This is a genomic window from Novosphingobium sp., assembly GCF_965229225.1.
Taxonomy (GTDB): Bacteria; Pseudomonadota; Alphaproteobacteria; order Sphingomonadales; family Sphingomonadaceae; genus Novosphingobium.
This window is the reverse complement of the sequence record NZ_OZ245867.1, coordinates 2,969,717-2,995,465: the sequence shown is the minus strand read 5'-3', so window position 1 is coordinate 2,995,465 and position 25,749 is coordinate 2,969,717. Positions and strand designations below refer to the sequence as shown.

At 66.7% G+C, this 25,749-nt stretch carries 27 protein-coding genes; 12 read left to right on the top strand and 15 right to left on the bottom strand.

Annotated elements, in window-relative coordinates:
* The first annotated feature begins 115 nt into the window (after positions 1-115).
* Positions 116-1,831 (top strand): ArnT family glycosyltransferase, encoded by a 1,716-nt coding sequence (locus tag ACO06X_RS13890; RefSeq protein WP_421836835.1) that lies wholly within the window; start codon positions 116-118, stop codon positions 1,829-1,831.
* Here ACO06X_RS13890 and rfbG read toward each other — a convergent pair.
* The 3 genes from rfbG to mutM form a co-directional block, all read right to left on the bottom strand.
* A complete protein-coding gene (gene rfbG, locus ACO06X_RS13885) occupies positions 1,801-2,895 on the bottom strand; it encodes a CDP-glucose 4,6-dehydratase (RefSeq protein WP_421836834.1) in 1,095 nt (364 codons plus the stop codon). The two genes, ACO06X_RS13890 and rfbG, sit on opposite strands and share 31 nt — an antisense overlap.
* On the bottom strand, positions 2,892-3,677 hold the full coding sequence (gene rfbF / locus ACO06X_RS13880) for a glucose-1-phosphate cytidylyltransferase (RefSeq protein ID WP_421836833.1): 786 nt from the start codon (positions 3,675-3,677) through the stop codon (positions 2,892-2,894). Before rfbF ends, rfbG begins: the two co-directional genes overlap by 4 nt.
* Positions 3,678-3,801: 124 nt before the next feature.
* Entirely contained in the window at positions 3,802-4,632 is an 831-nt protein-coding gene (mutM, locus tag ACO06X_RS13875) for a bifunctional DNA-formamidopyrimidine glycosylase/DNA-(apurinic or apyrimidinic site) lyase (protein WP_421836832.1), read from the bottom strand.
* Positions 4,633-4,691: 59 nt separating this feature from the next.
* Between mutM and ubiE the strand changes: the two genes are divergently transcribed.
* Genes ubiE through ACO06X_RS13860 form a run of 3 tightly spaced genes read left to right on the top strand, consistent with a single transcriptional unit; the run spans position 4,692 to position 8,128 of the window.
* Positions 4,692-5,444, top strand: a complete 753-nt coding sequence (ubiE, locus tag ACO06X_RS13870; protein ID WP_421836831.1) for a bifunctional demethylmenaquinone methyltransferase/2-methoxy-6-polyprenyl-1,4-benzoquinol methylase UbiE — start codon at positions 4,692-4,694, stop codon at positions 5,442-5,444.
* 10 nt (positions 5,445-5,454) lie between these two features.
* A complete protein-coding gene (gene ubiB / locus ACO06X_RS13865) occupies positions 5,455-7,008 on the top strand; it encodes a 2-polyprenylphenol 6-hydroxylase (RefSeq protein WP_421836830.1) in 1,554 nt (517 codons plus the stop codon).
* A 1-nt stretch (position 7,009) separates the two neighbouring features.
* Positions 7,010-8,128: an acyltransferase family protein gene (locus tag ACO06X_RS13860; protein WP_421836829.1), complete on the top strand. Its 1,119-nt coding sequence runs from the start codon at positions 7,010-7,012 to the stop codon at positions 8,126-8,128.
* Here the strand turns inward: ACO06X_RS13860 and ACO06X_RS13855 are convergent.
* Positions 8,125-8,529, bottom strand: a complete 405-nt coding sequence (locus tag ACO06X_RS13855; protein WP_421836828.1) for a hypothetical protein — start codon at positions 8,527-8,529, stop codon at positions 8,125-8,127. The genes ACO06X_RS13860 and ACO06X_RS13855 overlap by 4 nt on opposite strands.
* A 111-nt stretch (positions 8,530-8,640) precedes the next feature.
* Here ACO06X_RS13855 and coaBC point away from each other — a divergent pair, with 111 nt between their 5' ends.
* Together coaBC and dut are read left to right on the top strand one after the other, a co-directional pair.
* Complete coding sequence (gene coaBC / locus ACO06X_RS13850; RefSeq protein ID WP_421836827.1) at positions 8,641-9,834, top strand: bifunctional phosphopantothenoylcysteine decarboxylase/phosphopantothenate--cysteine ligase CoaBC; 1,194 nt, start codon at positions 8,641-8,643, stop codon at positions 9,832-9,834.
* Positions 9,821-10,291: a dUTP diphosphatase gene (dut, locus tag ACO06X_RS13845; protein ID WP_421836826.1), complete on the top strand. Its 471-nt coding sequence runs from the start codon at positions 9,821-9,823 to the stop codon at positions 10,289-10,291. The genes coaBC and dut overlap by 14 nt, the downstream gene beginning before the upstream one ends.
* Positions 10,292-10,308: 17 nt before the next feature.
* Here dut and ACO06X_RS13840 read toward each other — a convergent pair whose 3' ends face one another.
* The 4 genes from ACO06X_RS13840 to secB all read right to left on the bottom strand — a co-directional run bounded on the left by ACO06X_RS13840 (position 10,309) and on the right by secB (position 14,412).
* Positions 10,309-11,010, bottom strand: a complete 702-nt coding sequence (locus ACO06X_RS13840) for a DUF4136 domain-containing protein (protein WP_421836825.1) — start codon at positions 11,008-11,010, stop codon at positions 10,309-10,311.
* Between the two features lie 208 nt (positions 11,011-11,218).
* Entirely contained in the window at positions 11,219-12,238 is a 1,020-nt protein-coding gene (trpS, locus tag ACO06X_RS13835) for a tryptophan--tRNA ligase (protein WP_421836824.1), read from the bottom strand.
* Positions 12,239-12,253: 15 nt separating this feature from the next.
* The gene (gene murJ, locus ACO06X_RS13830; RefSeq protein WP_421836823.1) at positions 12,254-13,828 is read right to left on the bottom strand and encodes a murein biosynthesis integral membrane protein MurJ; all 1,575 of its coding nucleotides are present in this window, start codon (positions 13,826-13,828) and stop codon (positions 12,254-12,256) included.
* Between the two features lie 56 nt (positions 13,829-13,884).
* Entirely contained in the window at positions 13,885-14,412 is a 528-nt protein-coding gene (secB, locus tag ACO06X_RS13825) for a protein-export chaperone SecB (protein WP_298165868.1), read from the bottom strand.
* Positions 14,413-14,697: 285 nt separating this feature from the next.
* On the opposite strand from secB, the gene ACO06X_RS13820 reads away from it, so the two are divergent.
* From ACO06X_RS13820 to ACO06X_RS13810, 3 genes are read left to right on the top strand one after another with little or no spacing between them, the layout of a single operon-like run.
* Positions 14,698-15,372: a Tim44/TimA family putative adaptor protein gene (locus ACO06X_RS13820; protein ID WP_421836822.1), complete on the top strand. Its 675-nt coding sequence runs from the start codon at positions 14,698-14,700 to the stop codon at positions 15,370-15,372.
* Between the two features lie 6 nt (positions 15,373-15,378).
* Positions 15,379-16,605: a murein transglycosylase A gene (locus ACO06X_RS13815; RefSeq protein ID WP_421836821.1), complete on the top strand. Its 1,227-nt coding sequence runs from the start codon at positions 15,379-15,381 to the stop codon at positions 16,603-16,605.
* Positions 16,602-17,171, top strand: a complete 570-nt coding sequence (locus tag ACO06X_RS13810) for a Smr/MutS family protein (protein ID WP_421836820.1) — start codon at positions 16,602-16,604, stop codon at positions 17,169-17,171. The genes ACO06X_RS13815 and ACO06X_RS13810 overlap by 4 nt, the downstream gene beginning before the upstream one ends.
* Positions 17,172-17,175: 4 nt before the next feature.
* Here ACO06X_RS13810 and ACO06X_RS13805 read toward each other — a convergent pair whose 3' ends face one another.
* Complete coding sequence (locus ACO06X_RS13805; protein ID WP_421836819.1) at positions 17,176-17,652, bottom strand: nuclear transport factor 2 family protein; 477 nt, start codon at positions 17,650-17,652, stop codon at positions 17,176-17,178.
* On the bottom strand, positions 17,649-18,791 hold the full coding sequence (gene dapE / locus ACO06X_RS13800; RefSeq protein WP_421836818.1) for a succinyl-diaminopimelate desuccinylase: 1,143 nt from the start codon (positions 18,789-18,791) through the stop codon (positions 17,649-17,651). The genes ACO06X_RS13805 and dapE overlap by 4 nt, the downstream gene beginning before the upstream one ends.
* A gap of 44 nt (positions 18,792-18,835) precedes the next feature.
* Between dapE and ACO06X_RS13795 the strand changes: the two genes are divergently transcribed.
* On the top strand, positions 18,836-19,300 hold the full coding sequence (locus ACO06X_RS13795; protein ID WP_421836817.1) for a cupin domain-containing protein: 465 nt from the start codon (positions 18,836-18,838) through the stop codon (positions 19,298-19,300).
* 114 nt (positions 19,301-19,414) lie between these two features.
* Complete coding sequence (locus ACO06X_RS13790) at positions 19,415-19,801, top strand: hypothetical protein (protein ID WP_421836816.1); 387 nt, start codon at positions 19,415-19,417, stop codon at positions 19,799-19,801.
* Here the strand turns inward: ACO06X_RS13790 and ACO06X_RS13785 are convergent.
* On the bottom strand, positions 19,798-20,466 hold the full coding sequence (locus ACO06X_RS13785; protein WP_421836815.1) for a glutathione S-transferase family protein: 669 nt from the start codon (positions 20,464-20,466) through the stop codon (positions 19,798-19,800). The two genes, ACO06X_RS13790 and ACO06X_RS13785, sit on opposite strands and share 4 nt — an antisense overlap.
* Positions 20,467-20,628: 162 nt before the next feature.
* Between ACO06X_RS13785 and ACO06X_RS13780 the strand changes: the two genes are divergently transcribed.
* Positions 20,629-22,590 (top strand): putative bifunctional diguanylate cyclase/phosphodiesterase, encoded by a 1,962-nt coding sequence (locus tag ACO06X_RS13780; protein WP_421836814.1) that lies wholly within the window; start codon positions 20,629-20,631, stop codon positions 22,588-22,590.
* Positions 22,591-22,596: 6 nt separating this feature from the next.
* Here the strand turns inward: ACO06X_RS13780 and yihA are convergent, their stop codons facing one another.
* The 4 genes from yihA to rnpA are packed head-to-tail and all read right to left on the bottom strand — an operon-like array spanning position 22,597 to position 25,732.
* Entirely contained in the window at positions 22,597-23,259 is a 663-nt protein-coding gene (yihA, locus tag ACO06X_RS13775; protein ID WP_421836813.1) for a ribosome biogenesis GTP-binding protein YihA/YsxC, read from the bottom strand.
* Between the two features lie 11 nt (positions 23,260-23,270).
* Complete coding sequence (gene yidC, locus ACO06X_RS13770; RefSeq protein ID WP_421836812.1) at positions 23,271-25,091, bottom strand: membrane protein insertase YidC; 1,821 nt, start codon at positions 25,089-25,091, stop codon at positions 23,271-23,273.
* A gap of 54 nt (positions 25,092-25,145) precedes the next feature.
* Entirely contained in the window at positions 25,146-25,358 is a 213-nt protein-coding gene (yidD, locus tag ACO06X_RS13765; RefSeq protein ID WP_298165888.1) for a membrane protein insertion efficiency factor YidD, read from the bottom strand.
* The gene (gene rnpA / locus ACO06X_RS13760) at positions 25,355-25,732 is read right to left on the bottom strand and encodes a ribonuclease P protein component (protein ID WP_298166067.1); all 378 of its coding nucleotides are present in this window, start codon (positions 25,730-25,732) and stop codon (positions 25,355-25,357) included. Before rnpA ends, yidD begins: the two co-directional genes overlap by 4 nt.
* Between the last annotated feature and the right edge of the window lie 17 nt (positions 25,733-25,749).

Genomic DNA, 25,749 nt, shown 5'->3' with positions numbered 1-25,749 from the left:
CGCGCGATCACTGCAAGCGGGCCGCGCTGGCCCGTGCTTGGCATGATCACGGTTTATGCTAAGCGCAAGGACAGACGGCGACCCTGCAGGGTGGGCGAGGAAACAGGGACAGGCGATGCCAGATGATCGAGGCCGAAGCTGGCCCCGCCCCCGCTCGGTAACACTAGCGATTGCGGGCATTGTCGGTCTGGCGCTGGTTTTGCGGATCCACGGTGCCAGTTTCGGCTTGCCGGCGCTGAACGATCCCGATGAACTGATCTTCGAGCTCGGCGCGCTGAAGATGCTGCGCAGCCTGTCTCTCAATCCAGGCTGGTTTGGCCATCCCGGCACGACCACCATGGAAGTGCTCGCGCTGGTAAATCTTACCGTGCTCGGCCTTGGCCGGGCGATGGGCTGGTTTGCCGATATCAAGGCCTTTGCGGGCGCGGTCTATGCCAATCCGGCCTGGATCATCCTGCCAGGGCGGCTCGCCATGGTTGCCTTCGGCGCCGGTACGGTCTGGCAGACCTTCCGGCTGGGCGAGGAACTGGGCGATACCCGCGAACAAGCCGGGCTGGCGCGCCATGCCGGACTCGCCGCCGCCGCACTGGTCGCCATCGAACCGGCCAGCGTCGCTTGGTCACAGGTGATCCGCACGGACATCATGGCGACCTTCTTCATGCTGCTCAGCCTGCGCGCGGCAATGCGCGCGATGCGCGAGGGTCGGCTCGGGGACCATGTGGTTTCCGGCCTGTGGCTGGGGGTGGCGATTGCGACCAAATGGCCCACCGGCATTGCCGGAGTAGCACTGATCGGGGCGGCGGCAGTGCGGCTATCCACCGAAAGGACGCGGACCCGGGAAATCGCGGCGCACCTCGCGGCCGGTGCGGTCGCTACGGTGATCGGGCTCCTTGCCGTCTCGCCCTACATAGCGCTCGATTTCGCCACCGTGGTCCACAACCTGCACGGCGAGGCTCAGAGCCACCATCTCGGCGCGACCGGGGGCAGCCCGCTTTACAACCTCGGCTGGTATGCCGGCGGACCAGTCCTTTCGGGCCTCGGCGTGATCGGCTGCGGTCTGGCGCTATGGGGCGGATGGTGGCTGCTGCGCCACCGCGCCGGTGCGATCGTGCTGCCCGTGCTGGGAGCCTTTGCCGCCACGATCTGCAGCCAGACGCTGGTCTGGGAACGCTGGGTGCTGCCGCTCATCCCGCTGCTGGCGATTGCGATGGGGCTGGGCTGGGCCCAGCTGATGGCGCGAATCGAGAAGACGCCAGCCTTGCGACTTGCCGGATTCGCCCTGCTGGCGGCGGCGCTGATCCAGCCTGCAATGGCCATGACGACCCGCAAGATCGAGCGCCAGACCGATGCGCGGCAGCTCGCCACCAATTGGGCCAAAGCGCACATCCCGCCCGGCAGCACCGTGCTGGTGGAGCACTTCGCGTTCGATATCCTGCCCCAGCCATGGCACCTGATCTTTCCGTTCGGCACGGTGGGCTGTGTGGACGTGCGCGCCTATCTGGGCGGCAAGGTGCAGTATGACACCGTGGACGCCGGACGCGGCGGCCGTTCCAACATCGACTACGGCACCGTTGCGCCCGACAAGCGCGGAACCTGCCGCGCCGACTACGCCATTATCACGCAATACGACCGCTATGCGGCGGAGCGCGGCACCTTCCCGGAGGAATATGCCGCCTATCGCGCCTTGCTGGCCCGGGGACGGATCATGGCAACCTTCGCCACCGTCCCGGGCCGCGTCGGCGGCTGGACCACACATGTCGTGGCGCTGGACCAGCCGAAGGCGGACCAGGCACCACGCAATCAGCTGAGCGCGGCGCAGCGCCCCCGGTAGTCCTGCAATTGCGCCTGCGTGACCGCGCGCGCATCCTCACCCGCGCCGACGGCCTTGTGCCAATCGACGATCATGCCCAGCGCGTCGTGCAGCGTCAGCGCCGTGCGCCAGCCGAGATCGGCGCGCGCCTTCGAGCAATCGAGCCGCAGCAGGCGCGCTTCGTGGACCGCCTCACCGCCGGAAACATCCTGCCAACCCGCCCCCGGTGCAGCGCCCGACCATGCCGAAATCAGCCGGTCGGCAATCCACGAGACGGGGCGGGCGTCGCTTTCGGCGGGGCCGAAGTTCCAGCCGCTGTCGATCCCGGCATCCCCCTGCGCCAGCCGCTGGGCGACGAGGAGATAGCCGCTCAGCGCCTCAAGCACATGCTGCCAGGGCCGCACCGACTGGGGGGCGCGGATCTGCGGCGCGTGGCCGCCGAGCAGCGCGCGGACGATATCGGGCACGAGCCGGTCTTCCGCCCAGTCTCCCCCGCCGATCACGTTGCCGGCGCGGACCGTGGCCAGCCGCGGCCCCGGCGCCTTGCTGAAATAGCTGCGGCGATAGGCCGCCGCGACCAGTTCTGCCGCGCCCTTGCTGCTCGAGTAAGGATCGTATCCGCCCATCGGATCGTCCTCGCGGTAGGGCCAGACCCATTCGCGGTTCTCGTAGCACTTGTCGCTGGTGACGCAGACGATGGCCTCCAGCCCGGCAATGCGGCGGCAGGCATCGAGCACATGGACCGTGCCCTGCACATTGGTCGCATAGGTTTCCACCGGCTCGACATAGGACTTGCGGACCAGCGGCTGCGCGGCGAGATGCAGCACGACCGATGGCATTGCGGCCTGCATCGCGGCCTCGACCGCCGCGAGATCGCGGATATCACCTTCGATGTGCGTGACCAGTTCACCGATACGGGCCTGGTTGAACAGGCTGACCGGTTCGGCGGGCAGCGCAAAGCCGGTGACTTTCGCGCCCATCGCATGGAGCCAGAGCGCCAACCAGCTGCCCTTGAACCCGGTGTGCCCGGTGAGGAAAACGCGCCGTCCGCGCCAGAAGGCCTCGTTCAGCAGATTTGGGCTCACCAGATTTTCCACGGCGCGCCTTCCTCCCACAGCTTTTCGAGGTAGAGCTTGTCGCGCAGGGTATCCATTGGTTGCCAGAAGCCTTCATGGCGCCAGGCGGCAAGATCGCCCGAAGCGGCCAGCTGCTCCAGCGGTTCGCGCTCCCAGATCGTTGCCGGTCCCTCGATAAGATCGATCACGGAAGGGTCGGCGATGAAGAAGCCGCCGTTGATCATGTTGCCATCGCCGGCGGGCTTTTCCTGAAAGCTGCGCACCAAGTCGCCCTCGATCTCGAGCGCGCCGAAGCGGCCCGGCGGCGTGACGGCCGTGATGGTGGCGCGCTTGCCGTGCGCCTTGTGGAAATCGAGCAGCGCGGTGATGTCGACCGTGGCGACGCCATCGCCATACGTGAAGCAGAAGGGCTCGTCTTCCTTCAGATAGGACCGCACCGCCTTGAGGCGGCCGCCCGTCATCGTGTCAGCCCCGGTTTCGACCAGCGTGATCCGCCACGGCTCGCTCCAGTTCTGGTGTACTTCCATGCTGTTCTTCGTGAGATCCAGCGTCACGTCCGCCATATGCAGGAAGTAGTTTGCGAAGTACTCCTTGATGATATAGCCCTTGTAACCCAGGCAGATCACGAAATCATTCACGCCGTGCGCGGAATAGATCTTCATGATGTGCCAAAGGATCGGCATACCGCCAACTTCAACCATCGGTTTCGGGCGAACCGATGTTTCCTCACCGAGCCGCGTACCAAGGCCGCCGGCCAAAATCACCGCGATGGTCAAGCCACACTCCTGCATATTGCCGCGCCATGCGGACAAAAAGAGCGCATCCCGGCAAGGCGGGTGCGCTGACGTTACTCGACGCTAATCAGACGACGCGCCGAGTTCAATGTGGAAGCTGATCCGACATGAACAGAACCTGTCAGAGCCGCTGGCAGTGGCCGCAAAAGAACGTCGAGCGCCCCCCCTGCACCACGCGGCTGACCGGCTTGCCGCAGTGACATGGCTCGCCTTCCCGCCCGTAGACGCGCCAGTCCTTGGCGAAATAGCCAAGTTCGCCATCGGGGCGCACATAATCGCGCAAGGTGGAGCCGCCGGCGCGAATCGCTTCCTCCAGCACCGCGCGGATTTCCGGCACGAGGCGGGTAAGCGCGGCACGGCTGACCTTGCCCGCCTCGCGCTCCGGGTGGATCTTCGCGCGGTGGAGCGCTTCGCAGACGTAGATATTGCCGAGCCCCGCGACGATCTGCTGATCGAGCAGAAGCAGCTTCACAGCGGCAAAGCGATTCTCGAAGGCCTTGGCGAGGTGGCCGGGGGTGAGGCCAGGGCCGAGCGGTTCGGGGCCCATTGCGGCAAACTGCGGCCATTGTTCCAGCGCGGCGGTATCGACCAGATCGACCGAGCCGAAGCGGCGCGCATCGTTGAGTGCGAGGGTGCGCCGTCTTCCAGTTAAATCTGGCCCGGTCTCCATCACCAGATGATCGTGCTTGCCGATCTCCTCGGGATCGATTCGCCAGCGCCCGCTCATGCCGAGGTGGAAGACCATGGTCTGCCCGCGATCCACATGGATCAGCCCGTACTTGGCGCGCCGCGAGAGGCCCGTGATGCGGGCACCTGTCAGCGCCTGCACGAGATCTGGCGGAAACGGGCGCCGCAAGTCGGCACGGCGGGTCTCGATACGCGCGATAACCTGTCCATCGAGGACATGGGCAAGGCCGCGGACGGTGGTTTCGACTTCGGGTAATTCGGGCATCGTGCTTTGCACCTAACAGGCTTTGCGGTCGCGGCAATTCCCACGTAAAGGCGCGGGGTATGACTGACGCAACTGCTGCCGAGCCCGAAACCGTCTCCTTCGGCTATGAGGAGGTGACCCCGCAAGAGAAGACCGAGCGCGTTGGCGCGGTGTTTTCCTCCGTCGCGAAGAACTACGACCGGATGAACGACGCCATGTCGGCGGGGATGCACCGGCTGTGGAAGGATCGCTTCGTGCGCCGGGTGAAGCCGCGCGAGGGCGAGACGATCCTCGACATGGCGGGCGGCACCGGCGACATCGCCTTCCGCATGGCGCGGCATGGCGCGGCCATCACGGTTTCGGACATCAACCAGGACATGCTCGATGTCGGCATGGAGCGCGCGGAAAAGCAGGGCATTCAGGGCCTCACATGGTCGCGCCAGAACGCCGAGGAACTGACCTTCAGCGACCGCGCGTTCAACGCCTATACGATCGCCTTCGGCATCCGCAACGTGACCCGGATCGACAAGGCACTCGCCGAAGCGCACCGCGTGCTCAAGCCGGGCGGCCGGTTCTTCGTGCTCGAATTCTCGACCACCGAATGGCCGGGCTTTGCCGAAGTCTACGACCTTTATTCGCACAAGGTGGTGCCGCAGCTGGGCCAGATGATCGCCGGCGACGCGGATTCCTACCGCTACCTGATCGAATCGATCCGCCGTTTTCCCAAGATGCGCGAGTTTGAAGGCATGATCCGCGCAGCCGGCTTCCGCCACACCAAGGTCGAGGCGATCCTGGGCGGGGTCGTCGCGATCCATTCGGGCTGGAAGATCTAGGTCCAGCGCTTTGACCCGGCACATCACGCATATTCGCCGCCTGCTGGGCTGGGGCATCACGCTTGCCCGGCATGGCGCGCTGATCGGCATCGAGAACGACGCGAACACGCCGGCGCCGGTGCGGCGGCTGGTGAAGCTGGCGCGCTGGGCCTCGCTGACGGGCAAGAACCGTGACCGCGACTATGCCGGGGCCTTTCGCGCGATCGGCCCCGCCGCGATCAAGCTGGGCCAGACACTGGCCACGCGGCCCGATCTGGTGGGGCCGGGGCCGGCAGAAAACCTCCTCAAGCTGCAGGACAAGCTGCCTCCCGTCGATTTCGCGCTGATCCGCCGCGAGATCGAGACGAGCTTCGAACGCCCGCTCGAATCGCTGTTTGCCGAATTCGAGGAAGAACCGGTCGGCGCGGCTTCGGTGGCGCAAGTCCACCGCGCGGTGACGACCGATGGCCGCAAGGTCGCGGTCAAGGTGCTTCGCCCGGGCGTGCGCGAAAAGTTCGCCGCCGATATCGCGACCTACGAATGGGCCGCGGCGCATCTCGAAGCGCTGGGCGGCGAGGCCTCGCGGCTGCGTCCGCGCATGGTGATCGCCAACTTCAAGCGCTGGACCCTGCGCGAACTCGACCTCAGGCGCGAGGCGGCCTCGGCCTCCGAACTCGCCGAGCAGATGCATGCCTTCCCCGGCTACCGTGTGCCATCGATCGACTGGGATCGCACCAATGGCCGGGTGATGACGCTCGACTGGATCGACGGCATCAAGATCAGCGACAACGATGCGATCGAAGCTGCCGGGCACAACCGCAAGGAACTGGCCGGCCGGCTGGTGATCGCATTCCTGCGGCAGGCGATCAGCGGCGGGTTCTTCCACGCGGACATGCACCAGGGCAACCTCTTCATCGAAGCCGACGGCACGATCACCGCGATCGACTTCGGCATCATGGGCCGCATCGACCGGCGCGCGCGGCAGTGGCTCGCGGAAATCCTCTATGGTCTGACAACGGGCAACTATACCCGCGTCGCCGAGATCCACTTCGAGGCGCAATACGTGCCGAGCTACCATTCGGTGGCCGAGTTCGCGACGGCGCTGCGCGCGGTGGGCGAGCCGATGCGCGGCAAGCCGGTGAGCGAGCTTTCTGTGGGGCAGATGCTCGACGGGCTGTTCGCGATTACCCGCGATTTCGATATGCAGACCCAGCCGCACCTGCTGCTGCTGCAAAAGACCATGGTTATGGTCGAAGGCATCGCCACCCAGCTCGACCCCTCGATCAACATGTGGGACGTCGCCGCGCCTTTCGTGCGCGACTGGATCCGTGACGAATTGGGGCCAGAGGCTGCGATTGCCGACCGCATTCGCGAGAACGTGAAGACCTTGTTCGGCCTGCCCGATCTCGTGCGCCGGGTGGAGGAGCGCTTCCCGCCCAAGGGCGGCGCGCCCGAAGATCCGCCGCTGCAGCCGATCGCACTGATCAGCGATGGCGGGGGGCTCAAGTGGCTGGGCTATGTCATGGCGGCGGTTGTCGGCGCGGCGGCAAGCGCGGGGGTGATCCTGCTCGGCCCGTGGAGCTGAGGTGGGCAAGCCGCCCCCTTTGCCCGGCCTGCGCCTGCCCAAGCGACACTTCAATGCGCTCGATCTCTCGCGCCTCCTCGCGGCCTGCGCGGTGCTGTTCTGGCACTACCAGCATTTCTTCGTGCCGCCGGTCGACTACCAGTTCCATGTGAACAGGGCGAAGGTCTCGCCGCTTTACAACGAGCTGTGGTGGTTGTTCGACTACGGACACGTCGCGGTGCAGTATTTCTGGGCCGTCTCGGGCTTTGTTTTCGCGCATGTCTATCTGGCTGACGCGGGCGCGCGCGGGCGTTTCTGGCTGGCACGGGTGGCGCGGCTGTGGCCGCTCCACCTGCTGACGCTCGGTCTCGTGGCGGTGATGCAGGCCGCCTACAACGGGGTGAATGGCACCGAGTTCATCTACCACCATCAGGATGCAAAGCATTTCGTGCTCAGCCTAGGGCTGGCGCATTACTGGGGCTGGCAGGCGGACCAATCGTTCAACGGACCGTCGTGGTCGCTATCGACCGAGATCCTCGCCTACGCCGCGTTCTGGCTGCTGCTGCCGGGGCTGCGCCGGTCGCCCACCGTGCTGGCGCTGACGGCGGCGGCGATGGCGCTTACGCTGTTTTTCCTCAAGGCCCCCGATGGCCCGGTGCTCACATGCATTGGCTATTTCTTCGGCGGAGCGGCGGTTTATGGCGCGGCGCTCAAGGGCGGGCTGCGCACAGGCGTGCTCGCCGCGCTGGCGGCGCTGCTGGCCCTCGCGGCGCTGTGGCTGGGGCTGGAGCGGAACTGGGGCGATGCGGCGACTTTGGCGGGCACGTTTGCCGCGCTGCTTGCCGTGCTGGCGATCGACACCGCCGACCGCGGTGACCGGCTGGCGGTGGCAAGGCACCTCGGCGACGCGTCCTACGGGGTCTATCTGTGGCACTTCCCGATCCAGCTGGCACTGGTGCTCCTGATCGATTGGGCGCTGGGATCGCGTGGCATCGCGCGGCAGCCGGTCTTCCTGCTGTTCTTCGTGGGCACGAGCGTGCTGGCGGGCTTTGCCTCGCACCGCTGGGTTGAACGGCCAGCGCAGCGCCTGGTGCTGAAGCTGGCGGGCAAGCGGCGCGCGGCCAGCGCGGTCACCGCCTAGCCGGCGATCTCGGCAATCTTGTGGTGCGGCAACAGGCGCCACGCCGCGAGCGCCAGGACGACATGGCCTGCCTCGACCGCCATCGGCATGGCCCAGCCGGGATAGGCGCCGACCACGGCCAGATTGACCGCGCGTCCGAAGAGCGTCGTACCGAACAGCATCGCGGGGACAAGCAGCAGATCGGCATTGCGCCGCCACGCACCCCACATCATGCACACCGCGCCCACGGCAAAGAACGAGGTCATGTCGCCGCGAATGGTCGAGAGGCCGGCAATGCCGATGGGCGCGAGGCCGAAGACCGGGCCTGAGGCCGTCGATTGCGGGGTGAGCAGGAACGAACCGGCCATCGAGAGGTCGAACATCCCGACGAGGAAGATCAGGGCGGTCAGGATCAGGCGCATCGGCAGGTTTTCCTTATGTTTGTTTCAGCGTGGGCCAGCCCGGACGCGGACGCAAGGGCGGTGCAAGCAAAACCATTGCGCGGCGCGGCGCGCCATTGCACAAGCGCGGCCATGCAGGGCAAGCGCATCCTCCTCATCATCGGCGGCGGCATTGCGGCCTACAAGGCCAGCGAACTCGTGCGCCTGATCCGCCGTGAGGGCGGCGCCGTCACTTGCGTGCTGACCAAGGGTGGGAGCCAGTTCGTCACCCCGATGACGCTCGCGGCGCTGAGCGAGAACGCCGTTCACACGACGCTTTGGGACCTCGATGCCGAAGCGAAGATGGGCCACATCCAGCTTTCGCGGCAGGCTGATCTCGTGGTCGTCTGCCCGGCGACGGCGGACCTCATGGCCAAGATGGCGGCGGGGATCGCGGATGATCTCGCGACGACCTTGCTGCTCGCGACCGACAAGCCGGTCCTCGCCGTGCCCGCGATGAACGTGCGGATGTGGGAACATCCCGCGACCCGGCGCAACGTGGCGACGCTGCGCGCGGACGGGATCGAAGTGATGCCCCCCGACGAAGGGCCGATGGCCTGCGGTGAATTCGGCCCCGGACGCCTGCCCGAACCACCCGCGATCCTAGCTGCGATTTCCGCAAAGCTCGGCGGAAGCCCGACCGGGCCGCTGGCGGGCAAGCATGTGCTGGTGACGGCGGGGCCGACGCACGAGCCGATCGATCCAGTGCGCTACATCGCCAACCGTTCAAGCGGAAAGCAGGGCTTCGCGATTGCCGCCGCCGCCGCGCGCGCCGGAGCGCGGGTGACGCTGGTGGCAGGCCCGGTGAGCCTGCCCACGCCGCCGGGGGTGACGCGCGTGGATGTCGAGTGCGCGCGCGAAATGGCGGCTGCGGTGGCCGAGGCGCTGCCCGCCGATGCTGCGATCATGGTCGCGGCCGTGGCGGACTGGCGGGTTGCGACCGAGGCCGATCAGAAGCTCAAGAAGGACGGTTCGGGCGTGATCCCGCCGCTGAACCTCACCGAAAACCCCGACATTCTCGCGCGGCTGGGCGCTTCGCCCGATCGCCCTCGCCTGCTGGTGGGCTTTGCTGCCGAGACGGAGAACGTGGTGCCGCACGCGCAGGCCAAGCTCATCAGGAAAGGCGCGGACTGGATCGTCGCGAACGATGTTTCGGGCGATGTGATGGGCGGGCACCTCAACGCGGTGCACATCGTGCGCGCGGGTGGGGTGGAGAGCCTGCCCGAGATGCCCAAGGACGCGGTGGCCGCCGCGCTGGTTGAAAGGATTGCCGATGAGCTTGCCTGACCCTGTTCCCGTGATGGTCAAGCGCCTGCCCGGCAACGATGATCTGCCGCTGCCCGCCTATGCCACAGCCGGGGCGGCGGGCATGGATGTCGTTTCTGCAGAAGATGTCGATATCGCCCCCGGCGCGCGCCACGCGGTGGCGACGGGGCTCGCGATGGCCATCCCCGAGGGCTTCGAAATTCAGGTGCGGCCGCGTTCGGGGCTGGCGCTGAAGCACGGCGTCACCGTGCCCAACACGCCGGGCACGATCGACAGCGACTATCGCGGCGAGCTCAAGGTGATCATGATCAACCTCGGCGCGGAAACGTTTTCGATCCGCCGGGGGGACCGCGTGGCGCAACTGGTGCTGGCGCCGGTCACGCAGGCAAGCTGGCTCGAAGTCGATACGCTGGACGAGACCGCGCGCGGCGCGGGCGGGTTCGGCTCGACCGGGGGCCTTGCGGCACTCCCCGGCTGAGCCGAACCGCACCTCGTTCAGGTCTTCTTCTTCTTTTCCGGTGCGATCGAGATCTTCACCGTCTCGCCGTTGTGGCCGGGAAAGCCGGTGAACATCGCTTCGACCAGATTGGGCACCAGATAGGGCAGGCGGTTCGAGGTGGAAGCCGCCTCGGCCTTGCCTTCGAACAGACGCTTGCCATCGGCGCGGCGGTCGATCTTCATGTCGATGCCGCTGGTGTACAACGTCACCACATCGACGTTGTTGAACCCGCCGGCACCGCCGAAGAAGAACGGATCATACATGCCGTAACCCCAAGGCCCGCCGAAACCGCGGCGGCCCCAACCGCCGCCCCAACCACCCCAGCCTGGGCCCCAGCCCGGACCGTACCAGCCGCCCCAATAGGGATCGCCGATACCGCTGGTGCGCAGCTTGTCACGCCCCTTGTCGACGCCGTAGTCGAACTGGACAACGAGATCGGCGGCCTGCGGGCTGGTGGCGGGCACATAGCCCACCTTCTGCAGCTGCGCGGCGACGAGGCTGGCGTATTGCGAAAATTCGAGGCCGCCGGCATTGCGCGGATCCTGCGGAACGATCGCGAAGCTCTGGCCTGCGGGCGCGGGCAGTTCGGCCTGGAAGCGCGAGACATTGGCATTGAATGGCGTGGCGCACGCGCCAAGCGAAAGCAGCAGGGGCGCTGCCAGCATGGCGAAGCGATTGCGCATGGGATTAAGGTTCATTTCCAGCGACTCCTTGGTGCGGGACCGGCTCCCCTGTCAGCCAGCACCGGCGCATTGGTAGCATGGGAATTGGATGCGCGTCAGGTGCTGAATGCTGGTTGAACAACGAAGCAAAAGCCCCGTGTTTCCGGGCCATTTCGGACCTTGCGCGGCAATGTGATGCAATTTGTTACACCCCCGCATCACCCCATCAACACAGCAAGCTTGTTTAACCCCTGAGCAGGCCAAGCGCGGCATAAGCGCGCGCCAGAGTGGGCTCGGCGAGCGTGCGAGCGCGCCGGGCCCCATCAGCCAGAATCGCATCTAGCGCGGCGGTATCGGTGCGCAGCTCGCGGTAGCGCGCGGTGATCGGGGCGAGCTTTTCGACCAGCAGCTCTCCCAGCGCGGGTTTGAACGCGCCGAAGCCCTGCCCGGCGAACTGCGCCAGCACTTCGGCCTGGCTGATCCCCGCCATCGCGGCGTAGATGCCGACAAGGTTGGCCGCTTCGGGGCGCTCTTTGAGGCCGCCAGCCTCACCCGGCAGCGGCTCCGGATCGGTCTTGGCCTTGCGCACCTTCTGCATGATCGCGTCGGCATCGTCCGTCAGGTTGATGCGGCTCATGTCCGAAGGATCGGACTTCGACATCTTGGCGCTGCCATCGCGCAGGCTCATGATCCGCGCGGCCTCGGGCGGGATGATCGGCTCGGGCAGGGTGAAGACGGGCGCGTCTTCACTTGCGAAGTCGTTGTTGAACTTCTGCGCGATGTCGCGCGCGAGCTCGAGGTGCTGCTTCTGGTCCTCTCCCACCGGCACGTGGGTCGCCTGATAGAGCAGCACGTCCGCCGCCTGCAGCACCGGATAGGTGAACAGGGCAACAGAAGCGCCTTCGCGGTTCTTGCCCGCCTTGTCCTTCCACTGCGTCATCCGGTTCAGCCAGCCCATCCGCGCGGTGCCGGTCAGCAGCCATTGCAGCTCGGCATGCGCGGGAACCTGCGTCTGGTTGAACACGACTGAGCGCGCGGGATCGATCCCGCAGGCCACCAGCGCGGCGACCATTTCGCGCGTGCCCGCAGTCAACGCAGCGGGATCATGCGGCATCGAGATCGCGTGGAGATCGGCGAGGAAATAGAGGCACTCGCCGCCCTTTGCGGTCCATTCGTCCTGCATCGCCACCCAGTTCCGGATCGCGCCCAGATAGTTGCCGAGGTGAAGATTGCCGGTGGGCTGGATGCCCGAGACGATACGCATGAGGGTAGCTCGCTGTTAGTTGGCCTTGCCCCTGCGCCGCAGGAGCAGTGTGAGATCATCCCGCGAGAACGCGCCCAGCAGGATGGCGCTGAGCCCATAGACGAGGCCGCCCGCCGAGACCAGCACGGCGAGCGTCAGAAAGCGGACGAACCAGGTGCCGTGGACATAAGGCATCAACTGGCCTTGCCCCGCCCAGAGCACCACGCCCATGGCGAGCGCGGCAAGCGCAAGGCGCGGCGCGCGGCGCTTGAGGCGCGCATCGGTGGTGAACTGCCCGCGTGCGACCAGCGTGCGATAGAGCATCGCGACGTTGACGGTGGAGGCAATCGCAGTGGCCAGCGGCGGGCCGACATGCTGCAGCGGCACGATCAGCGCCAGATTGAGCGCGAGGTTCACCCCCATCGAGATCGTGGCGTAGCGCACCGGGGTGACGGTATCCTGCCGCGCATAGTAGCCGGGAGTCAGCACTTTCACGAGGATGTAGCTGGGCAGGCCGATCGAGAAGGCGGCGAGCGCCTGCGCGGTGAAGTGCGCGTCCTGCGGCGTGAAGCGGCCATAGCCGAACAGCGCGGCGGCAATCGGTTCACCGCAAAGCACCAGCGCGACCGTGGCGGGGAGCGTGAGCAGCAGCGCGAGCTCAAGCCCGCGGTTCTGGGTTTCCATCGCGGCCGCTTCATCCCCGCCGCCGAGCTGGCGCGAGATCGTGGGGAGCAGCACGGTGCCAAGGCCGATGCCGATCAGGCCCAGCGGAAGCTGGTTCAGCCGGTCCGCCATGTAGATATAGGTCACCGAGCCATGCGCGAGGAGCGAGGCGGCGAGCGCGGTGGAAATGACGAGGTTGATCTGCACCGCGCCTGCGCCGGCGGCAGCGGGCCAGATCAGCGCCATCAGCCGCTTCACATCGGCATCGAGCCGGGGCACGCGCAGCCGCAGGCTCACTCCGGCACGGCGACAGGCCCAGATGAGCCACAGGAGCTGGAAGGCGCCCGACACCGAAACGCCGATGGCCTGATTGCGCGCGGTGATCATCGGATCGGCCGAATGGAACAGCAGCAGTGCCGCAATCAGCGTCAGGTTAAGCAGGATCGGCGCGGCGGCGTTGACCCAGAACTTGTTCAGCGAATTGAGAATGCCCCCGCACAGCGAGACGAGGCTGATCAGCATCAGGTAGGGGATCGTCATCCGCGACAGCGCGACCGCGAACGCAAACTGATCGGCGCTGACCCCGTTGAACTGGCCCGAGAGCACCAGCGTGACGGGCCAGGCAAAGATTTCGAGCAGCGCCGTCATCACCACGAGGACCGGCAGCAGCACGGCCAGCGCGCGCTCGGCGAAATCGAGTCCGTCGGGCAGGCCCTGCCCTTCCGGATCACCCACCTTGCGGTTGAACATCGGGATGAACGCGGAGGCAAACGCCCCTTCCGCAAAGAGGGCGCGGAACATGTTGGGCAGGCGGAAGGCGACGAGGAACGCATCGGACGCGAAGCCTGCGCCCACATAGCGGGCAAACAGGCTGTCGCGCACCAGGCCGAGCACGCGGCTGGCGAGCGTGAGCCCGCCGATCGTGCCGGTCGCCTTCAGCAGGTTCATGGCCAAAGGCTCATGGGATTTGCTTCATGGCTGGAATGGCCATGAAAGCGCCCGGATCAGGCCTGCCCGGCTGTGCCAGCGGCCAGTTCCTCGGCCTGACGGGCCTGAAGCTGCTGCAGGTAGAGGCCGTTGAAGTCGATCGGTTCGAGCAGCAGCGGCGGGTAGCCTGCATCGCGCACGGCATCGGCGATGATGCGGCGGGCGAAGGGGAACACAAGGCGCGGACCCTCGGCGAAGAGGAACGGATGGGCCTGCTCGTCGGTCACGTTGCGCATGCCGATCAGCGCGCCATAGAGCAGCTCGACCGCGTACTGGGTGCCCTGCGACGTCTTCGAAGTGGCGGTGATCTTCATCTCGATCTCGTGCACATCGGGGCCAAGCGGGCGGGCGCCGATGTTGAAATCGATCGAGACTTCCGGGGCTTCGGCCCACTGATAGCTGTCCGGCGCGTTCGGGTTCTCGACCGAGAGATCCTTGATGTACTGCGAGATCAGGCCGATCGCGGGGCTGGTATCCTCGCCGTTGGGAACGGGGCCAGACGTGTCGAGATCGAGCGGGGTGATGATATCGCCTTCTTCGGCCATGATCGTGCTTTCATGCGAATGAGTTGGAACGGTTAAGTGCAGTTTGGCGGGCGACTAGCACCTGCCGCTGGACGGGGCAATCGCGCTTGCGCGGCGGGGTCGGGAACGTCGGTTGCGACGGAGTGCACCTAGAGGCAGGCGAAAAACTGCCTCAGGAGGCCAATCCGGGTGCCGTCCACGCGTTGTTCATTTGTATTTCGTAACCACATAGGGCACGATGAAGTGTTGGCGGCGACCGGGACCCGCAGGCCCGGCCACCGCCCTGATCAAGCAGGATATGGCCTTGTGATTGTTGAAATTGTGATTCTCGCGATGATCGCAGCATTCCTGGGCCTGCGACTCTATGCCGTTCTTGGCCGCCGACCCGAGCAGAACGATGAGCCGCTGCGCCGCCGCGTGGAGCAGCCCGATCCGGCCAGCGCACCGCGTACCCTGGCGCCGCGCCTGCCGGAAAAGACCACCGGCGCGCCCCGCACTCTGCCGCTGCCGCAGGACAGCCAGCTCGATTCCCGCGCCGAAACAGGCATCCGCGCGATTGTCGCGGCGGACCGCCGCTTCGATGTCGGCCAGTTTCTGGCAGGCGCGCGCGGTGCCTATGGCATGGTGCTCGAAGCCTTCTGGCGCGGCGACAAGGAAGAGCTTTCGCAGCTGTGTGACAGCGACGTGTTTGACGGTTTTGCCTCTGCGATCGACGCGCGCAGCGCTGCCGGTGAATCGGTGACCGCCAAGCTGATCCGAATCGAGGAAGCCCGCATCATCGACGCCAGCTACGCTGCGCCGCGTGCGCGCATCTCGGTCAGCTTCGTCGCTGATGTGGCCTCGGTCACCCGCGATGCGAACGGCGCAGTCGTGGCAGGTTCGCTCGACGATGCGATCGAGACCCGCGACGTCTGGACTTTCTCGCGCGATATCACCTCGCGCGATCCGGACTGGATTGTCGACGAGACCGACGAAGGCTGAGCCAACGTGGCGGTATGGCGGGCACGGCGGGCCGGCAAGCTAGCCTGGCTTGCTGTTCTCGCGCCCGCTTTCCTTTCCGGCTGCATTCCGCTGATCCCGCAAGGCGCGCCGGTGCCCCCGGTGCCGCCCACCGCGCCGAATGCCGCGCTGGTCGGCACGCGCCCGGGGCCAACGCCGGCCGGGTTGGGCTTCAGTGATTCCAACGCGCGTGCCGCGCTTGCCGCTTTTGTCACGAGTTGCCCGCGGCTCACGCGCCGCACCGACGCGAGCGGGCTGACCCGCCCGGAGGACTGGACCCCCGCTTGCGCTGCTGCGGCGGGCTGGCCACCGGAGGATGCGCGGGGTTTCTTCAGCCGCTATTTCGAGACGGCAACCGTCGCACGCGGCGAAGCGCTCGTCACGGGCTATTACGAGCCGGAGATCGCCGGCGTGCGCGTGCGCCAGCCGGGCTTCGACGTGCCGGTCTATGCCCTTCCCCCCGATCTGGTCCGCGCAAGGCCGGGTGATGCGCCGCCCCAGCCCGATGGCAGCCAGCCTTTGGGCCGCTATGACGAAACGGGGCGCTTCGTCCCCTACTTCGACCGCACCGCTATCGAAAACGGCGCGCTGGCCGGCCGGGGGCTGGAGATCGGCTGGGTGGCGGACCGCGCCGAACTGTTCTTCCTTCAGGTGCAAGGTTCGGGCCGCCTGCGCGCGCCCGACGGAACGGTCGTGCGGCTCGGCTTCGCGGGGCAGAACGGCTATCCCTACACCGGCATCGGCAGCGTGATGCGCGCGCAGGGGCTGATCGGCAGCGGACCCAATGCCAAATCGGGCCAATATCCCGGTTCGATGCAGGGCATCCTGCGCTACATCCACGAGCATCCGGTGGAGGGCAGCGCGCTGATGCGGCAGAACCAGAGCTATGTGTTCTTCCGCGAACGGACGGGGCCAGACACGGTGGGCGCGCTCGGCGTGCCGATTGCCCCGCGCACGACACTGGCGGCAGACCCGGCATTCGTGCCGCTCGGCGCGCCGGTGTGGCTGCAGGGTGATGGCGGGATCAGCGGCCAGAATATCAGTGGACTCTGGGTGGCGCAGGATACCGGCGGTGCGATCAAGGGCCCCAACCGCTTTGACAGCTTCTGGGGCGCCGGTGCCGAGGCGCGCACCATCGCAGGCGGGATGCGCGCGCAAGGGCAGGCGCTGATCCTGCTGCCCAAGGGCACGCTGGCCCGGCTGAACGGACAATGAGGGCGCCACCGCGCGGGCTGAGCCCGGATGAAGCCGCCTTGTGGCGGAGGGTCGCCGCGACGGTGACCCCGCTGCATCCCAGGCGGCCCGCAACCGCGCCCGTAGTTGTCGCGCCGAGTGAGCCCCTTCCCCCACCCCCCAAGCGCGTAAAAGGCCGCATCCCGGCGCCGAAGCCCGAGCCGGTGCCGGTGGCAAACCCGGTGCGCGCACTGACTGCGGGCGGGCTCGATTCAAGCTGGGACCGCAAACTGGGGCGAGGGCCGATCCAACCCGATGTGACGATCGACCTCCACGGCCTCACCCTCGCCATGGCGCACGACCGGCTCAACGGCGGGATCGCGCAGGCGCTGGCGATGGGCGCACGGGTGATCCTGCTGATCGCGGGCAAGCACCGCCCGGTGCCGGAGAACGATTTGAGAGGCGAGAAGCGCGGCGCGATCCGGGCCAAGCTGCTCGATTGGCTGGCGGCAAGCCCCCACGCCGGTCGCATCGCCTCGGTCCGCCCCGCCCAGCCGCGCCATGGCGGGGACGGTGCGGTCTATATCGTGCTCAGGAAAGCGCGCTGAGCGATCAGAAGTAGGCGTGCGGATTCAGCGGCTTGTCGGCGATGGGCTGCAGAATGTCCCAATGCTCGACGATCTTGCCGTGCTCCAGCCGGTAGATGTCGGCCACCGTGCCGCCGTTGCCCTGCGCCCCGGCGCGGCCGTGGAGGTGAATCACGGCCATGTCCCCATCCACCACGATCCGCTTGATCTCGAAGCGCGAACCTTCCTGCCGGAACATCGGCTCAAGCGCGGCAATCGCTGCGTCGCGGCCATCGAGGATATTGGCATTGTGCTGGATATAGTCCGGCGCGACATAGCGCTCGAACGCGCCGCGCACATCGCGCTTGCCGTAGAACATCGCGGCGAAAGCCGTGATCACCGCACGGTTGCGTTCGGTGAGCGTGAGAGCGGGCCTCGCAGCGGCGAGCGATGGGGCGAGCAGGGCGGCGATGGCAAGGAGCGCCGCTATCTTGCGCCCCGTCATCTTGTGAAGGCCCTTCATGCGAGCGCTGACTCGGCGATGCGCCGATAGATACGCACGAGGACTTTGAGGTCCTCCACCGCCACGGCTTCGTCGGTCTTGTGCATCGTCGCGTTGGTGAGGCCGAATTCGATCACCGGGCACAGCGCGCGCAGGAAGCGGGCGTCGGATGTGCCGCCGGTGGTGGAAAGCTCGGGGTTGAGGCCGGTTTCCGCCTCCACCGCCGCCGCGACGAGTGCGGACTGCACGCCGGGGAGCGTGATGAAGGCCTCGCCGTGCAAGGTGGCGCGCACCTCCGTTCGGTGCCTTGCGGCGATTTCGGTCACGCGGTCGACCAAAGCTTGCCCGGTATGGTGATCGTTGTAGCGGATCGAGAGCCGCGCGCGGGCTTCTGCCGGGATCACGTTGGTGGCGCGGTTGCCGACCTCAAGATCGGTAATCTCGAGGTTCGAGGGCTGAAACCACGCGCTGCCTTCATCGAGCACCAGCGCATCGAGTTCCGCCAGCAGCGCGACAAGGCGCGGGATCGGATTATCCGCAAGGTGCGGATAGGCGACGTGGCCCTGCGCGCCCTTGGCAGTGAGCCACACGTTGACCGAGCCGCGCCGGCCGATCTTGACCATATCACCCAGCCGATGGACCGATGTCGGCTCGCCCACCAGGCAGAAATCGGGGATCGCGCCGATCTCGCGCATATGCGCGATGAGCGGGACGGTGCCGTATTTGGCGGGGCCTTCCTCATCGCCGGTGATGATGAAGCTCACCGTGCCGGCCTCGGCGGGGATCTGCTCCACGGCGCAGACCATCGCCGCGATCGCACCCTTCATGTCGACCGCTCCGCGGCCGTAGAGCATCGTGCCGCCGGGCACTTCGCGCAGGTCCGCCGAAAAGGGCGCGCTGCTCCAGCCCTCACCCGGGGGCACGACATCGAGGTGGCCGGCGAAGGCGAAATGGCGCGAGCCTGCCGGGCCTTGGCGGATCGCAAAGAGGTTCTCGACCGGGCCTTCGGGTGGCCCACCCGCGAGGAAGCGGTGCGCCGCAAAGCCCAGTGGGACGAGCATGGCTTCAAGACAATCGAACACCGCGCCGGTGGCGGGGGTAATGCTGGGTGCCTCGATCAGCTGCGATGCGCGCGCTACAACATCATTGGAAAGTACCATGCCCCGCCGTTAAACCAGCCGCGTTCAGGAAGAAAGCGCCCGCGATGCCCAAACTCGATCTTGAAGCCATCCCGCAGACCAACAAGACCGGCTACCCTGCGCCGTTCAACGCAGAAGTCGCGGGGCGCTGGTATCGCCGGCTAGGCCCGGCTGGCGGATTGACGCACATGGGGGTGAGCCATGTCGTACTGAAACCGGGCGCTTGGTCCTCCCACCGCCATTGGCACGATGACGAGGACGAATTCATCGTGATCCTGTCCGGCGAGGCCGAACTCGTCGACGATACCGGAGTTCACCTATTGCGCGCGGGGGACTGTGCCAGCTTTCCAGCCGGAGAGGCCAACGGCCACCACTTGCGGAATGTCTCGGATCAGCCTTGCGTGCTCATCGCGGTCGGTGCCGGCAATCGCGATGGCGGTGGCGGCTATTCCGACATCGACATGATGTTCAGCGGTGACAGCTACTTCCACAAGGACGGAACGCCCTATGGTGCGGCGCGAACGCCCTGAATGATCTCCGACGTAATTGCACAGCGTACTCCTACCATGAGAAGCAGGATCGCATCTGAGTGGCGGAGGCTTGCAGTTATGCGATCACAGGCGTTTCACAAATTGTGGCTGGAGGTGGCTGCAGTGATCGTGGGGTCTTTCGGGCCGGTGTTCTTTCTCGGCACGATGGCAGCGACGGCAGAGCCCGCACGGTTCACGCTCGACCTCCTGAGCTGGCCGCTGGACGGCGGATCAAGTTATGCCGCGCCCGATACGCGGTTCCTTTCCGCGCTGACCGGCGGCTTCCTGCTCGGCTGGGGCGTGACGATCTGGTGCCTCGCGCTATGGGTCCACGATTCCGCGCCCGAAGGCGTGCGGCGCACCGTGCTGACGGGGCTGCTGGCGTGGTTCTGCCTTGATAGCGCAGGCTCGATCGCATCGGGCAATGCGGCGAATGCGATGATCAACGTGATCGTGCTGCTGACGGCGGTCGGGCCGCTGTGGCGACCGGCGCAGGACTAGATTTTCGCCGCCGCATCGAAGCGCGGGATCGACCATGGCTCCTCGGCAGCCGCGGCACGCCAGGCTTCGAGCCACTCGTGCTCCCACACCGCGTCCATGTAGGCCGCAGCAAAGCCCGGCACGGGCACGCCGTACTGGCGTAGCCGCACCACGACGGGCGCGAAAAAGATGTCCGCCGCGCCGAAGGTGCCGAAGAGGAACGGGCCGCCCTGCCCGAAGCGGGCGCGGGCCTGCGCCCAGAGCGTCAGGATACGGTCGGCATCGGCGCGCACCGCATCGCCGAGCGGCTTGGCGATCGGCGCCATGCGCAGGTTCATCGGCAGTTCGCTGCGCAGCGCGGTGAAGCCCGAATGCATTTCGGCGACCATCGCGCGCGCCACGGCGCGGGCATCGTCTGCCTTGGGCCAGAACCGGTCGCGCCCCACTTTGTCCGCCAGGTATTCGAGGATCGCGAGGCTGTCCCACACCACGATCTCACCGTCCCACAGCACCGGCACCTTGCCCTGCGAAGGCGCAAGGTCTGGTATGGCGCGCTTCGCTTCATCCCAGTTGTCGCCGTAAAGCGGGACAACCTGTGTCTCGAACGCGAGGCCGGACTGGCGGGCTGCGAGCCAGCCGCGCAGCGACCAGCTGGAATACGAACGGTTGCCGATGATGAGCTTCATAGGGGGTGAGACCTAACTTCTCCGCGCGGCGCTGTCGAGGCAGGGGGATGAGGCAGAAAGCCGAGACATGCCGGATGGTTAGTTTTTTCGTGCAGGCCTCGGCGGGGTCGCGCGGATAGCCAGCGCAACCCGGCGCAAAGAGCGCGCACGCGAAGATGCGGCATGGCATCGAAGGCAGACGCGGCGGTTGCGCCTTTTGTGGCGGCAGACGGATCAACTGCAGCGGGATCCGTGCGGCGTCCGCTACCGGTTGAACAGTTCCTGCGCCTGCGCAAGCAGCTGCCGTCGATGTACGTCATCCTCACGATGAACGCGGCCGCACTGGCCTATACCCATATCGGGAATGCGCCGCGTGTGCTGACGATCGCCCTGCCCATCGTGCTCATCGCGGCGTGTCTCGTGCGGGTGGTCAACTGGATGCGCCCGATCGATGAAAACGCGGTCAGCGAGGCCTACGCGCGGCACATGCTGCGGCGTACCGAGATCCTGGCGACGGCCCTTTCGCTGATGTTTGTCCTGTGGGCGCTCGCGCTCGATCAGTATGGCCGCGGCGACGAACACGGCCACGTCACGGTGTTCGTCGCGATCACCGTGATGGGCTGCATCTTCTGCCTGAGCTACCTGCCGCGGGCCGCGCATCTGGTGTGCTTCATCGTGCTCGGCATGTTCCTGACCTACTGCCTCGCGCGCGGAACCGTGACGATGGCCGCGATGGCGCTCAACATCCTGCTGGTGGTCGTGGTCGTGCTGCAGGTGCTGCGCGGTTCGTTCGGATCGTTCACCGCGCTGGAGGATTCGCGGGCGGCGCTTCAGCACGAACGGGCCCAGGCACAGCACCTTGCCGAAGAGAACGCGCGGCTCGCGCATTCCGACCCGCTGACCGGGCTGCCCAACCGGCGCTATTTCTTCGCCCGCCTCGATGCCCTGCTGGCGCGCGGCGACAGGGCGGCGCCCTTCACGATCGGCGTGATCGATCTCGACCGGTTCAAGCCGATCAACGACGTTCACGGCCACGCGCAGGGCGACCGGCTGCTGCAGGTGATCGGCGAGCGGTTGCGCGAGGCGAGCGGGCCCGACGCGGTGATCGCGCGCCTTGGCGGTGACGAGTTCGGCCTGATCGTCGAGGATTCGATGCAATCGGCCGAGGCCATCGGCGTCTGGCTGTGCCAGCGCGTGCAGGAACCGGTGCCGCTCGGCGATATCGTGGTTTCAGTCGGCTGTTCGGGCGGGCTCGCCACCTGGCCGGAGGCGGGCACTTCGGCGCACGACCTGTTCGACCGCGCGGACTTCGCGCTCTACCATGCCAAGCGGGCGCGGCGCGGCGGCATCGTGCGCTTTTCGTCCGAGCTGGAGCGAATCATCCGCTCCGAACAGGCGCTGGAGGCCGCGCTCCAGAGCGCGGACCTCACCCGCGAGCTGGCGATGGTCTATCAGCCGATCGTCTGCACGCGCTCGATGGACATGGTCGGTGCCGAAGCGCTGGCGCGCTGGGAATCCCCGGCCATCGGCGCGGTGCCGGCCGAACAGTTGTTCGCTGCGGCCGAGCGGCTCGGCATGGCGCGCACCGTCACCCTTGCCGCGTTCGAGCGGGTGCTGGACGATTTCACGCGGCTGCCGCCCGATCAGCGGCTGTCCTTCAATCTCGCCCCGACCGACGTTGCCGATCCCGGCACGGTCGCCGCGCTGATCGAGCGGATTGCGAGACGCCGGATCAATGCGGAGCGGCTGGTGTTCGAGATCACCGAGACGTCCCTGATCGGCGATTTCGCCGCCGCGCGCGCCGCGCTCGAGCAATTGCGCGCCTGCGGGGCCAAGATCGCGCTCGATGATTTCGGAACCGGCTATTCCAGCCTCAGCACGCTGCACATGCTGCCGATCGACATCATCAAGATCGACCGCAGCTTCGCGGCGCGGCTCGATGATGGCGAGGGACGGCGGCTGATCCGGGCGATCTTCAACCTCACCCGCTCGCTGCGACTGGAATGCGTGTTCGAGGGAATCGAGACCGAAATGCAGCTGATGGAAGCGACGCTCGCCGGCTTCCACTACGCGCAGGGCTATTTCATCGAGCGCCCGGTTTCGCTGGACACATTGCTGGAGCGCAAGGCCACGCGCGCGGCCTGATCGCGCTCAGATCGCCGCGTCTTCGAGGATCGCGGCGCGCAGCTCGGGGATGCCCATCTTGAGCTCCGACGAAGTGACGTGGATCTGCGGGAACGCTGCCGTCCGCTTGCGCGCGGCAGCCTCGGTCGCGGCGACCGTCGCTGCAAGCTCGCTGGCCTTGATCTTGTCAGCCTTGGTGAGAACGACGCGGTAGCCCACGGCGGCCTCGTCGAGCATCTGCATCATGTCCTGATCGACCGCCTTGATGCCGTGGCGCGCATCGATGAGCAGCAGAGTGCGCTTGAGCACGACGCGGCCGCGCAGGAAATCGCGCACGAGCCGCCGCCATTGCTCGGTCACACTGGGCGGCGCCTTGGCAAAGCCATAGCCGGGCATGTCGACCAGCCGCATCTGGATCGGCTCGCCAAGATCGAAGAAATTGAGTTCCTGCGTTCGGCCCGGGGTGACCGAGGTGCGCGCCATCGAATTGCGCCCGGTGAGCGCATTGAGCAGCGAGGACTTGCCGACGTTCGAGCGGCCCGAAAACGCGATCTCCGGCACCGTGGGATCGGGCAGGAACTGGAGCGCGGGCGCAGACTTGAGGAAGGTCACCGGGCCTGCGAACAGGCGCCGGGCACGCTCCTCAAGTGCGGCGCGCGCCGCGGCTTCCTCTTCGGTCGGTGCGGTCATCGCGGCGTCACTCACCGGGTCTTGGGCTTGCGCGGAGTGGTCTTCTGCTCACGCAGGGCCACGCGGTCGATATCGAGCTGGTCCTTGCTCGCCTGCGCCTTCAGCTGCGGGTGCTTGCTGTAGAGGTACTTCTGCTGCGCGATGGTGAGCAGGTTCGAGGTGATCCAGTAGATCAGCAGGCCCGCCGCGAAGGGCGCCATCACGAACATCATCATCCACGGCATAAGCGCCATGACCTGCTGCTGCGCCGGGTCCATCGCCGCTGGCTGCAGCTTGAACTGCGCCCACATCGTGATGCCGAGCAGGATCGCCAGAACGCCGATCGCGAGGAAGGCGGGCGGGGTGAACGGCAGCAGGCCGAACAGGTTGAGCACATGCAGCGGATCGGGGGCCGAGAGGTCCTTGATCCAGAGGTAGAAGGGCTGGTGGCGCATCTCGATGGTCAGCACGAGCACCTTGTAGAGCGCGAAGAATACCGGGATCTGCAGGAAGATCGGCAGGCAGCCGGCAAGCGGGTTCACGCCTTCCGCCTTGTACAGCGCCATGATTTCCTGCTGCTGCTTCTGCTTGTCGTCCTTGAAGCGTTCCTGGATGACCTTCAGCTTGGGCTGGATCGCGCGCATCGCCGCCATCGAGGAGAACTGGCGCTGCGCCACCGGGAACATCATGCCGCGCACGATCAGCGTGAGCAGGATGATCGCGAGGCCGAAGTTGTGCACCGCGCGGAACAGCGAATCGAGCAGCCAGAAGATCGGCTTCTCGAACCAGCGGAACCAGCCCCAGTCGATCGAGAGCGAAAGGTTGGTCGCCCCCTGCTTCTCGTAGGCCTCGAGCACATTGTTTTCCTTGGCCCCGGCGAAGAGGCGCACGGTCTGCGTCGCGGTCTGCCCCGGCGCGACGGTCGCGACGGGATAGATCAGGTCCGCGCGGAAGATATCGGGCGCGACACTGCGGAAATCACCCTTGGGCTGAACCGCCCCGTTCGCCGTGTCCGGGACCAGCGCCGAGAGCCAGTAGATATCGGTGAAGCCGATCCAGTTGGCAGAGCCCGCCGGGCTGACCGTGCCGGCAGTCTTCACATCCGAATAGTTGTTGTCGAACGTGACCGCGCCATCGAACGCCGCGATCGGGCCCGAGTGGACGTTCCACGTATCGAGGCTTGCGGTGCGGTCGGTGCGGTTGACCAGCGCGAACGGCTTGACCGCAACCGGCGCGCCGCCCGCATTGCTGACCGACTGGGTCAGCGTGATCATGTAGTTCGCATCGATCGCATAGCGGATCGCGAACGTCTGGCCGGTGGGGTTGGTCCACTTGAGCGTGACGGGCGTCGCCGGCGTCAGCTTCGCGCCTTCGGCCTGCCACATCGTGTCCGGCCCTGGGGCGGCAATGCCGTTCTGGCCGATCCAGCCGACCTGCGCATAGTGCTGCGCGGGCGTGCCGGCGGGCGAGAACAGGCGCACCGGGGGGCTGTTCTTGTCGAGCGTTTCGCGGTGGCGGGCGAGCGTGAGATCATCGACGAGGCCGCCGAGGAGATTGATCGAACCCTTGAGGCCGGGCGCATCGACCGGAATGCGGTGGCCGGCGGCGAGGGTCTGGGCAAGGTCCTGCTTTTCGAGCGCGACATCGGCCGGGGCCTGCAGGCCGCCTTCGCGGGTCGGCTTGAGCGTGGGCGCGGGGGCAGGTGCGTTGCCGGCGGAGGCGCCGGGTGCGGCGGCAGCACCGGCGACAGGCTTGGCAGGCGCAGGGTAATAGTACCGCATGCCAAGGTCCCAGCCGACCAGCATGAGGGCCATGAGCACCATCGCCAGAATTACGTTGCGCTGATTTTCCACTCTGCCTCGCGTCGAAAAGTCATGTCTGCAGGATACGCTGTCACGGCACCGGCACTAGGGGACGGGGTCGTAGCCGTGGCCACCCCAAGGATGGCAGCGCAATAGCCGCTTCACCGTCAGCCAACCACCCTTAATCGCACCGTGTTTGCGCAGCGCCTCGATCGCATAGTGCGAACACGAGGGGCTGTAGCGGCACGAGGGCGGCAGGATCACCGAGGGACCGAGTTGCCAGAGGCGCACCAGGACGATCAGCAGGCGGCGGATCACTTGCCGCGTCCCTTGGGTTTGCCCTTGGTAGAAGGTCTGCGCGGCGGATCGCCCTTGCCCGCAGCCACGCGGGAAAGCGCGGCTTCGAGTTCCTGGCGAAGCAGCGCGAAATTGCGTTCGATCCCGTTTTCGCGGCCGATCAGCACATGGTCTGCCCCGGCAATGCCCTGAGCTGGAAGGATTTCCCGTGCGAGCGCACGCAGGCGGCGCTTCATGCGGTTGCGGGCGACGGCATTGCCAATGCGCTTGGTGACGGTGACCCCGAAGCGGCGCAAGCCATCGGGGCGCGCCAGCGGGTTCACCAAAAGCACGAAACCGGGCCTTGCGACCCGGATTCCGTTGTTCGCGGCGAGGAAATCGGCGCGCTTCGCAATGATTTCCAGCCGATGCC

Excerpts from the sequence above, each read along its gene's own strand:
- murJ (WP_421836823.1), bottom strand. The coding sequence starts at position 13,828 with ATGAACCTGCTGAAGGCGACCGGCACGATCGGCGGGCTCACGCTCGCC.
- mutM (WP_421836832.1), bottom strand. The coding sequence starts at position 4,632 with ATGCCCGAATTACCCGAAGTCGAAACCACCGTCCGCGGCCTTGCCCAT.
- trpS (WP_421836824.1), bottom strand. The coding sequence starts at position 12,238 with ATGCGTATCGTCTCGGGCATCCAGCCCACCGGCAATCTTCACCTCGGC.
- ACO06X_RS13805 (WP_421836819.1), bottom strand. The coding sequence starts at position 17,652 with ATGAAGGGCCTTCACAAGATGACGGGGCGCAAGATAGCGGCGCTCCTT.
- ACO06X_RS13810 (WP_421836820.1), top strand. The coding sequence starts at position 16,602 with ATGAGGGCGCCACCGCGCGGGCTGAGCCCGGATGAAGCCGCCTTGTGG.
- ACO06X_RS13890 (WP_421836835.1), top strand. The coding sequence starts at position 116 with ATGCCAGATGATCGAGGCCGAAGCTGGCCCCGCCCCCGCTCGGTAACA.
- ACO06X_RS13855 (WP_421836828.1), bottom strand. The coding sequence starts at position 8,529 with ATGCGCCTGATCCTGACCGCCCTGATCTTCCTCGTCGGGATGTTCGAC.
- dapE (WP_421836818.1), bottom strand. The coding sequence starts at position 18,791 with ATGGTACTTTCCAATGATGTTGTAGCGCGCGCATCGCAGCTGATCGAG.
- ACO06X_RS13795 (WP_421836817.1), top strand. The coding sequence starts at position 18,836 with ATGCCCAAACTCGATCTTGAAGCCATCCCGCAGACCAACAAGACCGGC.
- ACO06X_RS13785 (WP_421836815.1), bottom strand. The coding sequence starts at position 20,466 with ATGAAGCTCATCATCGGCAACCGTTCGTATTCCAGCTGGTCGCTGCGC.
- dut (WP_421836826.1), top strand. The coding sequence starts at position 9,821 with ATGAGCTTGCCTGACCCTGTTCCCGTGATGGTCAAGCGCCTGCCCGGC.
- ubiE (WP_421836831.1), top strand. The coding sequence starts at position 4,692 with ATGACTGACGCAACTGCTGCCGAGCCCGAAACCGTCTCCTTCGGCTAT.
- ACO06X_RS13840 (WP_421836825.1), bottom strand. The coding sequence starts at position 11,010 with ATGAACCTTAATCCCATGCGCAATCGCTTCGCCATGCTGGCAGCGCCC.
- rfbF (WP_421836833.1), bottom strand. The coding sequence starts at position 3,677 with ATGCAGGAGTGTGGCTTGACCATCGCGGTGATTTTGGCCGGCGGCCTT.
- ACO06X_RS13780 (WP_421836814.1), top strand. The coding sequence starts at position 20,629 with ATGGCATCGAAGGCAGACGCGGCGGTTGCGCCTTTTGTGGCGGCAGAC.
- coaBC (WP_421836827.1), top strand. The coding sequence starts at position 8,641 with ATGCAGGGCAAGCGCATCCTCCTCATCATCGGCGGCGGCATTGCGGCC.
- yihA (WP_421836813.1), bottom strand. The coding sequence starts at position 23,259 with ATGACCGCACCGACCGAAGAGGAAGCCGCGGCGCGCGCCGCACTTGAG.
- secB (WP_298165868.1), bottom strand. The coding sequence starts at position 14,412 with ATGGCCGAAGAAGGCGATATCATCACCCCGCTCGATCTCGACACGTCT.